Below are 11,466 nucleotides of genomic sequence, written 5' to 3'. Positions count from 1 at the left end.
CGCACATTGACGTTACTCGGGCGGGCGGGGGCGGTCATCACCCACACGGGTGGGTCGTGTCGGCCGGAGGTTCGGGGTGCGCTCAGGCGAACGGACGGCCGGCGGGGGCGCTCAGGCGAACGGACGGCCGGCGGGGCGGTCAGGGGAGCGGGTGGCCCGGTGCGGGGAGCGGGGGCGGCGCAGCGCGGGGGTGCCGGCCCCGATCACGGCGACGGCGGCGACGCAGAGCAGGCCGCCGCTGACCAGGGCGGTGGTGCCGGAGGTCGCGGCGGCGACCAGGCCGCCGCGCAGGTTGCCCAGGTCGGGACCGGCCGTGCCGACGATCTGCTCGGCCGCACCGACCCGGCCCAACAGGCCGTCCGGGGTGTGCAGTTGGACGACCGTGCCGCGGGCGACCACGGACACGGTGTCCGCCGCGCCGGCCACGGCCAGCAGCGCCAGGCCGAGCCACCCGCCGGACGCCAGGCCGAACAGCGCCAGCGCGCCGCCCCAGGTCGCGGCGGCGCAGAGCATCACCAGCGGCTGGTTCGGCCGCCGGGTGAACGTCCCGGACAGGGCGGAGGCGAGGAGGCCGCCCGCGGCGATCGCGGTCAGGAACAGGCCGAGGGTGCGCGGGCCGCCGCCGAAGCGCTCCGCGTTGACCAGCGGGAAGAGGCTGATCGGCATCGACAGCACGGTGGTCGCCAGGTCGGCGAGCAGCGCGGCCCGTACGGCGGGTGTCCGGGCCAGGAAGGCCAGCCCCTCGCGGACGTCCCGCAGGGGGCGGGCGGCCGGTGCCGGGTCCGGGTTGGCGCCCGGAGCGGTGGCGGGGGTCGGAGCAGTGGCGGGGGTCGGGCGCAGGCGCGGCAGGCGGAGTGCGGCGTACAGGGCGGCGGCGAAGCTCAGCGCGTCGAGCAGGTGGCAGCCGCCGACGCCCGCCGACGCGATCAGCAGGCCGCCCAGGGCCGGGCCGAGCAGCATCGACCCCTGGAACGCGACGCGTTGCAGGGCCAGCCCCGCCGCGAGCCGTTCCGGCGGGAGCAGCCGGGGCAGGAACGCCCGGGCGGCCGGGCCCGCGAACGCGGCGCACGCGGACTGGCCCGCCACCAGCGCGACCACCCCGGCCGGCGGCAGCGGCCGCAACGCCGCCTGCAGGGCGAGCAGCAGCGCGCACCCGGCCTGCCCGGCGGTGGCCAGCAGGTACACCGTCCGCCGGTCCGACCGGTCGACCAGCGCGCCCGCGAACAGTCCGAACGCCAGCAGCGGTACCGCCTGGGCCAGGCCCACCGTACCGGTCCACACCGTGCTGCCGGTCCCCTCCCAGACCTGGAACACCACCGCCACCACAGCGAGTTGGCCACCCAGGCCGGACACCGCCGTACCGAGCCACCAGCGGCGGAACGCCGATGATCCACGCAACGGCGAGACGTCCAGCACCAGGTGCCGGGTCAGTGCCACCGCGGGTCCTCGGCGAGCTTCGCGCTGAGGCGATCGTGGAAGCTCCGCCGGGCCAACGCCTGCTCGATGTCGGCGACCACCCGGCTGAGCGGGTACGGGAGTTCGGCCTCCAGCTCGGCGAGCGCGGCCTCGGTGGCCTCCCACTCGGCGGCCAGCCGGGCGACCACCGCGCGCGCCTTCGCGGTCAGCGTGACCTTCTTGCTCCGGGCGTCCGCCCCCGGCACGGTCTCCACCCAGCCGGCCCGCCGCATCGCGGCGACCTTCTGGCTGAGCGCCGAGTGCGTGCGATGCACGGACTCGGCGAGCTCGCCGATGGTCATCGGCCCCCGGGCGTGCAGCCGCAGCAGCTCCATCACGAAGCTCGACCGGAGCCCCTCGACGGGGGCTTCGGCGTACAGCCGGGCGATGTCCGCCTCCACCGCGTCCTGGAGCAGGCGGAGCGGGCGCCAGAGGCTCTGCTCGGTGGGGTCGGTGGGGTCGGTGGGGCCGGAGGGGCGAGTGGGGTCGGGCTGCTGCGAGGCCATGCGGCCATCGTAACAGTGCTTGTATAAGTGCTGTTGTATTTTTCGGCGGACGGCGGCCCGGACCGGCGGCCCGGACCGGCGGGCAGGGGCCTCAGGACTTCCAGGCGCCGAGCAGCCCCTTGACCGCGTCCGTCGCCGCGAGTTGCAGCAGCGGGCCGTTGGTGATCCGGCCGACGCCGAGGCGGCGGAAGCGCTCCAGGTCGTGCCGGACCGGGTGGGCGGTGGAGTTGACGGGGACGCGGACGGCGCCGACCACCGCCGTGAGCAGGGCGTCGTCGTCCTGGATCCGGACCGGGTAGACGCTGTCGGCGCCGGCCCGCTCCAGGGCGAGCAGCCGCTCGACCGCCTCGTCGAGGACGGCGGCGGGCTCCGGCGCGCGCAGGAACAGGTCGGTGCGGCCGTTGATCCAGACCGGGACGCCCGCGTCGTCCGCCGCCGCGCGCAGGCCCGCCACGTACCGCGCGTGCTCCTCGGTGCCGCGCAGCCGGCCGCCCTCCGAGTGGACGGTGTCCTCGACGTTGAGGCCGACGCCGCCGACCCCGACCAGTCCGGCGATCAGGTCGGCGGGCGACTGCCCGTACCCGGCCTCCAGGTCGACCGAGACGGGCACGTCGACGGCCGCGATGATCGGCCGGACGGCGGCCAGCACCTCCTCGAAGGTCTGCCCCTCGTTGTCCGCGGCGCCCCGGGACTCGGCCAGCGGGTGGCTGCCGACCGTCAGCGCCGGGAACCCGGCGGCGACGGCCGTCCGCGCGGACCAGACGTCCCAGACGGTGGGCAGCACGAGCGGCTTGTGGTCGGCGTGCAACTGCGCGAGGCGCCGGGCGCGCTCGACGGTGGTGGAGATGTCCATGCCGAGGACGCTACCCCGGTTCCCCGCCTGCGGGCGGGGAACCGGGCCAGGAGCCTCAGAAGCCGAAGGAGTTGTGCGGTTCGGTGTCGGTCCGGAACAGCCGGGCCGTCCGGGCGAGCGCGTCCGCGGTGTGCGGGGTGGCGCGGCCCGCGTACGCCAGGTCGTGCACCGAGGCGCCGCCGAAGTAGAGCGAGCCGAGCGCCGGAGTGGTCAGCGTCAGCTCCGCCGCCCGGTCGGTGGCGACGCAGACGGTCTCGACGCCGTCCGTCCGCAGCAGCCAAGTCCGGTTGTTCGCGGGGCACATCAGGTCGTCATCGATGCCGAACACCAGCTCGTCCGCCCCGCCGTACGCCCGCCGGGACAGCGCGGCGGGCACGTCCAGGAGGCGGGCCCACAGGTTGTCGGACTGGCGGGTGACGCGCATCGCCCGGGGGTCGGCCAGCATCCAGCGCAGCGGCTCGTCGCGCGGGCGGCCGGGCGCCACGACCGTCCTGGTCAGGTCGAAGTCGAGCAGCAGCGCCCACAGCGCCCGGTAGGCCGCCGGGTTCGCCGCCTCCAGCGCCTCGACCACCAGCGTGCCCGCGTGCGCCGCCGTCGGCGACCACGGCAGCCGGAAGCGGGCCGCGCCGTCCACGGCGCCGTGCCGGTCGCGGTGGACGAGGTGCCGCGGGGGCCCGTCGGTGCCGTTCGGCTCGTCGGACAGCCGCTCCCAGTGCCCCGGCAGCGGGGTCAGCTCACCGGCCCGCCCGGCCCGCCCGGCCCGTACCAGCGCGTGCACGATCGGCCAGGCCGCCTGCGCCCCGGCCGCGTCGACCAGCTCCAGCGAGCCCGGGTCGGGCGCGGCCGGCCGCAACCCGCCCTGGTGCCTGGCCAGTTCCCAGCGGGTGCGGTGGGTGGCCGGGGAGAACCCGAACCGGCCGTAGATGCCGCCCTCGCTCGCGCTGAGCATCGCCAGGAGTTCGCCCCGCTCCAGCGCCGCGTCGAACATCGCCCGCATCATCCGCCGCAGCAGGCCGCGCCGCCGGTGGGTGGCGACCACCGCGGTGGACGTGACACCGCCCATTCCGACCGTCCCGCCGCCCGGGACCGTCACCCGGTACGAGAGCATCGCCGAGCCGCCCACGCACACCCCGTCGGCGAACGCCGCGACCGGGTGGAACAACCCGCCCCCGACGTCCTTCCGCGCCCATTCGTCGAGCTGCTCGTCCGTGGCCGGCCGCCGCCGCGGCGGCCACGGTTCGGGCCCGCCGTGCCACGCGGCGTCGGTCGGCTCCCACTGCGGCAGTCCGTTCGCGAACGGCAGGACCCGGTAGTACGCGCGCATCTCGTCCCGCCCCGGCGGGCGCACCTCGGTGATCACGCCTCACATCGCAGCCGGTGAACCCGCCCGGAGGCAAACGGTTTTGCCGGATCGCCCGCCTGCTACGCCGGGCCCGGCTCCCCGTCCAGCACGCCGGCCAGCCACTGGGCGAGGGTGATCCCCTCCGGCTGGCAGTCGCCCTCCGCGTTGTACCACATCGCGCCGTCCGGATCGCGGAAGTCGACCATCCACCACATCGTGCACCCCAGGTCGTAGAGCGGCACCACGCCGGCCGGCACCGTCCCGGTGGGATCCGGCCCGTGCTCGTACGGCACGGTGAGCAGCTCCCGCCCCGACCCGGTGCCGAGCGGCGGGACCCCGTCGGCGGGGCCGAAGCCCCCGTCGGACACCTCGGTGTAGAGCCGCCGCAGCAGCACCGGGAACGCGAACCCGATGACGCGCTCCGCCTCGGCCACGGCCTCCGGCGGGGCGGGCGGCGGCGCCTGCCGCTCCCGGGCGACCCGCAGGCAGGCCGCAATGATCTCGTCGTCCGTCACCCGGCGATCGTACGGGTCGGCTCCGACAGGGCCCGGCGGGCCCAAGGCGCTTCAGGGGGAAGGGAGTTCGCCGGGAGCGGGGGCGCCGGTGCGGACCAGGACGGTGTTCGGGGCGACGGTGATCCGGGTGCCGGGCGGGCAGCGGAGCGGGGCGTCCGGGATCAGGTCCTGCCAGCGTGTCGACTCCGAGCCGGGCGGGCGGTAGGACGCGCCGATGTCGCCGGCCTGGACGGTGACGGCGCCGTCCCGGAAGGAGACGGTCAGCGGGACGCTGTAGGCGGTGGCGGAGAGGTTGTCCAGGGTGACGCTGGTGCCCTCCTCGACGGCGTACTGGCCCGTGCGGAACCGGTCGTCGTCGGCGACGGCCTTGAAGTGCGCGACGGCGGGACGCGGGCCGGAGGCGAGCAGCGGGCCGCGGTGTTCGGCGCAGACGGCGCTGCCGCCGTCGAGGCTGGGCAGCGGGGGCGGGGCGTCGAAGCGGGGCAGGTACCGGGTGCAGGTCGGGACCGGGCAGCGCCAGATGTGCAGCGCGAGACCGGTGTAGTGGGCGGCGTCGTACTTGCCGTGGAGCGGGTTGCGGAGGGCGAGCAGTTGTACGGAACGATCGTCCGCGGGGGTGACGACGAGGTAGGTGAGCCCGGAGTTGGGCACGCGGGTCGGTTCGGTGGAGACGACCGGAAGCCCCAGGAGCAAGGCGACTTCGAGTGCCCGGGCAGGGCCGCCGCTGACCTCGACCAGGCCGTTGTCGATCCAGTCGTGGACGGTGACCCGGTCCTTCCGGTCGAGCATGTCCAACTCCCCCCGGTCGACGACCGCGTGGAGGCCGGGGGCCGGCTCCCGGTCGGCCAGCGCGAGCAGGACCGCGTAGACCTGCTCCACCAGTTCGAACGGATCGGCGCGGATCAGGTCCGAGAGGTCGAGCACCGCGTCGGCCGCGCCGGGGACGGTGGTCAGTGCGGCCTGCACGCGGTCGAGCCGGGCCGGGTACGGGGTGGCGGCCCGCTCGTACAGCCGGATCAGCGCGGCCTGCCAGGCGGGGCTGCCGGAGACCGGGGTAGCCGCCAGCAGGCGGTGGTACTCGCGGGTGGCGTGCCCCGGTGAGATGTCGGCGAGGTCCTGGATCCGGGCGAGGTCCAGCAGGACCAGCTGCTCGGCCAGTTCCAGCCGGAGCTGTTCGGCGGGGGGCACGGTGAAGGAGTTGACCAGCAGCAGGAAGACCGGTGGGCCGGTGAGCGCGTGCAGAGTGCGGAGCAGAGCGGAGAGCCTGGCGCGGTCCGGCGGTGCCATCGGGTCGAACAGCAGCACCAGGAGGGTCCGTTCGCGGCGGGTCGGCCGTGTGGTCAAGTCGTCGATGACCGGCCGCACCCCGTCGAGGCCCACGGCGGCGACGTTCAGCACGCTCTGCCGGACGCGGCGGGACAGCAGCCGCAGGACGCCGAGGAACAGGTCCAACTGCCCGGCCCGGACGGCCCGCAGCTCCCGGTGGGCGGGATCCGGCTGCTCCGCGTTCACCCAGGCGGCCAACTGGTCCAGCAGGTAGGGCCCTTCGGGGCCCGGGTGGGTCCCGGGCCGGCCCTCCGGGACGAGGAACGGCCGCAGCGCCGACGCGGTCGCGGGCGGGGCGAGGCGGGTGAACTCCAGCAGTCGGGACGGGTCGGCGCCGGCGGCGACCTGCTGGACCCGGTCGGCGAGGAGGAGGGGGAAGTCGAGGCCGGGGACGTCGCCGCGGGTGAGCAGGGTGAGGGACGGGCGGGTGTGGACCGGGAGGGAGGGCGGGGTGCGCAGCGGCTGCTGGTCGACGATCAGCAGCAGCCGGCCGAGGCGGCCGAAGGTGCGGCCGAACTCCTCCAGGGTCAGTCGGTCGACGATCAACAAGCTTTCGCGGAGCAGGAGTTCGACCTGCTGGCCGAAGCCGGCCATCACCTGGCCCGCCAGGTAGACCGCCACCAGGTCGTCGGAGCCCAGCCGGGCGTCCTCGGCCCAGCCGTGCACCGCCTCGACGGTGCCGCGTCGGCTGTCGATGCCGGTCGGCCGGTAGCCGAGCCGCTCGAACGCCTCGGCGACCAGCTCGGCGCCCACCGCCAGCGCCGCCGCGTCGGGTTCGTCGGGGCCGGGGACGGCGACGCCGGTGAGGGCGAGGAAGAAGCGCCGGCCGGGCCCGGTGGCCGGGCCCGGGGCGGCGGCGTGGGCCCAGGCGGCGGCGCCGGGGAGGGGGAGCGGGCCGGCCGGGTCGGGGACGAGGGCGGTGAAGCGGTCGGCCAGGGCGGTGCTGCGGGTGGCGAGGTGGGCGGAGAGGGTGGCGACGACCTGCTCGGCCTCGTCGCGGCGCAGCGTGGCGCGCAGGCGCTGCCGGACGCCGGGGGCGAACTCGTAGGCGCGGCCGAGGGGTTCGGCTCCGGGGGCGCTCTCCCCGATGCGCAGGATGCCGCTGAAGACGATCTCGGCGAGGTCGGCGGGCGGGCTGTCGGGCAGCAGCGCGGACTGCACCAGCCGCATCACGCCCAGGCTGAGCTGGTCGACGGCGGCGAGCAGCGCGGCCAGCCGGAAGACCCGGGGCTGGGCCTGGGCCAGGAAGGAGTCGAAGTCGCCGGTGGGCGGCGGGAACTGCGCGGGAGGTGGTGCGCTGCCGGCGGATTGCCCGGGCGCGAGCAGCACGGCGGGCGCGTCGTAGGCGTGCGCTCCGGCGGTGGCCCGGGCCCAGGGGGCGAGCCACTCGGGGGTGAGGCCCAGCACCGGAACGGCCAGGGTGCCGGGCGGCTGCGGGGGCGGGACGAGCCCGTACGGGGTGAAGCGCGGGCGCGGATCGGCCCGGTGGGCGGTGCGGAAGCGGCCCGGTTCGGGGGCCAACGCGGTCTGCGACCACAGGTGTTCGGGCAGCGTGTGCAGGACGGCGGTCGGCCCGGCCAGCGCCCAGCGGCGCAGCGCGGCGCGCAGCCGCGGCCCGGCCCAGCCCGGGTGCACGCCGTCGGTGAGCAGCAGGGTGGCGGTGCGCCCGGGCGGCCGCGCGGCGCTGTCCTCGTCCGGGAGGACGGGGCCGGTGCCGGAGCCGGGGCCGGGGCGGGAGCCGGGTTCGAGGCCGGTCAGGTGGTGCAGCCGGACGTCCCGGAAGATGCCCGACTCGGCCAGCACGGCGAGCAGTTCGCGGGCCAGCGGTTCCCAGAGCGCCGCGCTGTCGCCGTGCGCGTCGACCACCAGCCGGACGCCGAGCCAGCGGTCGACGGCGGGCACCAGCACCGGCCACCAGCGCGGGTCGCGGGCGAGCCGCTCGGCGGTGGCGTCCTCGTCCAGCACGGTGCGGTCGCTGGACGGCACGCCGCGCTTCAACGGGCGCAGCGCGCGGACGAGTTCGCGGCGGCGCGGGAGGGCGCGGGCGGTGCCGACCCGGATCGGCGCGGCGGCCCGCGGGCCGTCCGCCGGGGGTGCGGCGGGGGCCGGGCCGGGCAGGTGGAGCGGGCGGCGCCCGGTGGCGGGGGCCTCGGGCGCGGCGGGCGGGCGGTGCGGCTCGGGGGAGGGGTCCGGCGGGGCGACCGGCCGATCCGGCAGGGTGGTGGACGGTACGTCGGGTTCGAGAGGGTGCGGTTCCGTCCCGCCCAGTCGGGCGCGCAGCCAGAGCAGGTCGGCGAGTTCGCGTCCGGTCGGGGCCGGCCCGTCCTCGCCCGCGAGGGCGGGGAGGGCGGCGAGCAGCGCCGCCAGCCGGCGGACGGCGTCGCGTTCCGGGTCGGGGGCCGCGCCGGTCACGGCCGGCCGGGCGCGGAGTCGTTGAGGTGCTGCATGACCAGGTCGAGCAGCCGCTCCCGGTCCGGCCCGCCGGAGCCGCTGTCCGGGGCCAACAGGTAGATGGCGTTCAGGAGTTGGTCGGTGGCCAGCTCGCCGGTCGCGGCCCGGGCGAGGAACGCCCCGATGGCGGCCTCGGCGGCCGCGCCCGCACCCGGCAGGTGGGCCTCGACGATCGCCCGCAGCCGCTCGCCGTCCTGGTGCACGGACGGCAGGCGCAGCCGGATGCAGCGGCGCAGGAACGCGGGCGGGAACTCCCGCTCGCCGTTGCTGGTCAGGATCACGAACGGGAACGCCCGGCACTGCACCGCCCCGCGCACCACCCGCACCGCCGCCCCGCCGTCGTACGGGCGCACCGCGACCACCGGCTGCTGGTCGGCGGCCCGGGTCAGCTCGGGGACCTCGAAGCCGCCCTCCTCGAACACGTCCAGCAGGTCGTTGGGCAGGTCCAGGTCGCCCTTGTCGATCTCGTCGACCAGCAGCACCCGGGGCAGCGCGTACGGGGCGAGCGCGGTGCCCAGCGGCCCGAGGCTGACGTACCGCCCGAGGTCGGACGGGGACGTCTCGGCGAACGGGCCCTGGTTGCGGGCCAGGCCGGCGTCCTCCAGTCGGCCCAGCGAGTCGTACCGGTACAGGCCGTCGCGCAGCGTGGTACGGCTGTTCACCGACCAGCGCAGCACCGGGCCCAGCCGCAGCTCGCGGGCGACCGCGTCGGCCAGCGTCGACTTGCCGACCCCCGGGTCGCCACTGACCAGCAGCGGACGGCGCAGGTACAGCGCGGTGTTGACCGCGTCGACGGTGCGCTCGTCGGCCCGGTACGCGGCCCGGCGGGGCAGGCGGCGGCGGCCGCCGCCGGCCGCGTCGCGGTCCACGGCGGCCAGCGTGCCGTCCGCGCCGCCGTCGAACTCCCGCCAGGGCGGCGGGGGCGGCAGCTCGGAGATCCGGTCGTGGGGTTCGTCCACGCCCTGGTAGATGCGCCGGAGGGTCATCGCGGGAGTCCTTCCAGAGGGTCGGGTGCCACCGGGCCGGCCGGCCCGGCCGGGGCGAGACGGGTGCGGGGCAGGCGGCGGGCCGGATCGTCCCAGAGCAGCACCACCCGGTCACCGAGCGGCGGTTCCGGCGCCGGGTCCGGGCCGTCCGCCGCCACCAGGAGTTCTGCCTCGTTGCGCAGCACCGACACCCGGTCCGGGGCGGCGTCCCGGTGCGTGTCCGCGAGCGCGGCGCGCGCCGCGCGCAGGAACCGGCCGCCCGCGCAGTCCCCCCGGCCCGGCGCGGCGCACCCGGTGGCGCAGGCGTCCGCGCCCAGCGAGTGCGGCTCGCCGCCGCGCTCCCACAGCATCACCGGCACCCCGGAGGCCACCGCGACCCGGAACGCCTGCGCCAACTCGCCCTCGCGCGGGGAGCCGGCCAGCGCCAGCGCGGCCACCCCCGGCGCGGTGTTGAACGCGGCGTTCAGCGCCCGCGGCTGCTGCAACCGGCCGCGCCCGCACACGCAGACCAGCGCCCCGCCGAGCGGCCGGTCGGCCAACCGCTCCCAGCGGACCTGCCAGGGGCGGTGCAGCCGCGGCTCCTGGTGGCGCTCCAGCGAGCGGACCACCAGGTGGTGGTCGCGGCCCAGCGTCGACCAGAACTGCTCCGGCCACAACTGCCAGTCCGCGTAGTCCTCGTCCAGCGCCTCGTGCGGCAGGATCAGCTCCACCAGCGCCGGGCGGCCGGCGTCGTCCAGCGCCTCCACCGTCTCGATCTGCGCGGGCAGCGACCCGGCCAGCAGGGCGAGCGCCCCGGGCAGCGGCAGCTCGGCGGACTCCGCCCCGGCCGGGACGATCTCCTCCGGGCCGTGGAAGCGCCACAGCATCACGTGGTAGCGGGTGCGGTCGCGCAGCGAGTGCCGGACCCGGGCGATCACCGAAGGGCGGACCGAGGCGGCCGGGCGGGGCGGCTCCGGTGCGTCGCCGTCGGTCAGCCGGCGGGCCGCCTCGCCCAGACCGGACTCCGCGGCCCGGATCAGCACCCGGTCGCGGAGCCTCCGGGCCAGCGGCCCGCCCGGCGGCAGGGAGCGCACCAGGTCGGCGCAGTAGGCGAGTTCGGGCGGCAGCTGCCCGTCGCCGGCCGGCAGCAGCGCGGCCAGTTCCAGGTAGACGTCGCGGCGGTCCAGCAGCGGCAGCTCCGGCTCGAAGGCCCCCGCCGGGGCGGCGCGCAGGAACGCGGCCCGCAGCTCGGCGCCGAGGCCCTGGCCCTGCTCCGGGCTCGCGGGCAGGTCGGCGAGCAGCTCCAGGAACGCCCGGTCCGCGTCCCGTTCGGCGAGCGGACGCCGCTCCCGGCCCGGCGCGTCCGCCAGCGGGTCGGCGAGCGCCCGCCAGCGGCCGTCCGCCGCGTGGAAGCGGTCGTGCGCGGCCAGCACCCGCCGGTACACCGCCGGGTCGAGCAGCCGCAGCGCCGACACCGGCACCCCGTAGCCGCCCATCGCGGTGTCCGCCTCCCGGGTGGCCTTCACCACCGCGACCACCCCGCCCGACCGGCTGCTGAGCACCGGCCCGCCGGACAGGCCCGGGTTGACCTCGCCCCCCACCAGCTCCAGCATCGCCTGCCCCGGCCGGCCGGTCCGCCCGCCGGCCTCCAGCTTGGCCAGCCGGGCGCCCATCAGCGGGGTGAAACCGGCGGCGGTCAGCTCGGTCCGGAACGGCGGCGCCTCCGGGTCCAGCCAGACGCACGGGTGCCCGGGCGGCGGATCGTCCAGCTCCAGCAGCGCCAAGTCCGGGAACGGGTACAGGGATTGACCGGAGGCGGCGGCCGCGGCCGCGTCCGGCGCGGCGGCCAGCACCCGCCCGGCGTACGCCCGGCCCTCGTGCTCGACCGACGCCGGCCCGCCCACCGTACCGCCCGCCACGTGCGCGCAGGACAGCACGACACCGGGCGCGACGAAGAAACCGCTGCCCGTCGTCCGGCCGTCCACCCGGACCCGGCAGTGCTCCAGCAGCCCCTGGAGGGCGGACAGTTGATCGGAGTGCCGCATCGCGCGCG

The 11,466-nt window shown here is 77.2% G+C and carries 8 protein-coding genes; all 8 read right to left on the bottom strand.

What is annotated here, in order from left to right; genetic code table 11:
* Positions 1 to 111: 111 nt before the first annotated feature.
* The 8 genes from KSE_RS01800 to KSE_RS01765 all read right to left on the bottom strand — a co-directional run bounded on the left by KSE_RS01800 (position 112) and on the right by KSE_RS01765 (position 11,458).
* Entirely contained in the window at positions 112 to 1,437 is a 1,326-nt protein-coding gene (locus tag KSE_RS01800; protein ID WP_014133542.1) for an MFS transporter, read from the bottom strand.
* Positions 1,428 to 1,961 (bottom strand): MarR family winged helix-turn-helix transcriptional regulator, encoded by a 534-nt coding sequence (locus KSE_RS01795; RefSeq protein WP_014133541.1) that lies wholly within the window; start codon positions 1,959 to 1,961, stop codon positions 1,428 to 1,430. The genes KSE_RS01800 and KSE_RS01795 overlap by 10 nt, the downstream gene beginning before the upstream one ends.
* Before the next feature lie 91 nt (positions 1,962 to 2,052).
* Complete coding sequence (locus KSE_RS01790; RefSeq protein ID WP_014133540.1) at positions 2,053 to 2,814, bottom strand: isocitrate lyase/PEP mutase family protein; 762 nt, start codon at positions 2,812 to 2,814, stop codon at positions 2,053 to 2,055.
* A gap of 55 nt (positions 2,815 to 2,869) precedes the next feature.
* Positions 2,870 to 4,174 (bottom strand): GNAT family N-acetyltransferase, encoded by a 1,305-nt coding sequence (locus tag KSE_RS01785; protein WP_014133539.1) that lies wholly within the window; start codon positions 4,172 to 4,174, stop codon positions 2,870 to 2,872.
* Positions 4,175 to 4,236: 62 nt separating this feature from the next.
* Positions 4,237 to 4,671, bottom strand: coding sequence for a hypothetical protein (locus KSE_RS01780; RefSeq protein WP_014133538.1), 435 nt, complete (start codon positions 4,669 to 4,671; stop codon positions 4,237 to 4,239).
* A gap of 51 nt (positions 4,672 to 4,722) precedes the next feature.
* Positions 4,723 to 8,409: an SAV_2336 N-terminal domain-related protein gene (locus KSE_RS42605; RefSeq protein WP_014133537.1), complete on the bottom strand. Its 3,687-nt coding sequence runs from the start codon at positions 8,407 to 8,409 to the stop codon at positions 4,723 to 4,725.
* Positions 8,406 to 9,434 (bottom strand): AAA family ATPase, encoded by a 1,029-nt coding sequence (locus tag KSE_RS01770; RefSeq protein WP_014133536.1) that lies wholly within the window; start codon positions 9,432 to 9,434, stop codon positions 8,406 to 8,408. Before KSE_RS01770 ends, KSE_RS42605 begins: the two co-directional genes overlap by 4 nt.
* Complete coding sequence (locus KSE_RS01765) at positions 9,431 to 11,458, bottom strand: VMAP-C domain-containing protein (RefSeq protein ID WP_014133535.1); 2,028 nt, start codon at positions 11,456 to 11,458, stop codon at positions 9,431 to 9,433. Before KSE_RS01765 ends, KSE_RS01770 begins: the two co-directional genes overlap by 4 nt.
* Positions 11,459 to 11,466: the final 8 nt, after the last annotated feature.

It is taken from the genome of Kitasatospora setae KM-6054, assembly GCF_000269985.1.
Taxonomy (GTDB): Bacteria; Actinomycetota; Actinomycetes; order Streptomycetales; family Streptomycetaceae; genus Kitasatospora; species Kitasatospora setae.
The sequence above is the reverse complement of the archived record's forward strand: the minus strand, read 5'-3'. Positions and strand labels throughout refer to the sequence as shown.

Bases quoted from the DNA above. Each gene is read 5' to 3' on its own strand.
- KSE_RS01790 (WP_014133540.1), bottom strand. From the start codon at position 2,814: ATGGACATCTCCACCACCGTCGAGCGCGCCCGGCGCCTCGCGCAGTTG.
- KSE_RS01765 (WP_014133535.1), bottom strand. From the start codon at position 11,458: ATGCGGCACTCCGATCAACTGTCCGCCCTCCAGGGGCTGCTGGAGCAC.
- KSE_RS01795 (WP_014133541.1), bottom strand. From the start codon at position 1,961: ATGGCCTCGCAGCAGCCCGACCCCACTCGCCCCTCCGGCCCCACCGAC.
- KSE_RS01770 (WP_014133536.1), bottom strand. From the start codon at position 9,434: ATGACCCTCCGGCGCATCTACCAGGGCGTGGACGAACCCCACGACCGG.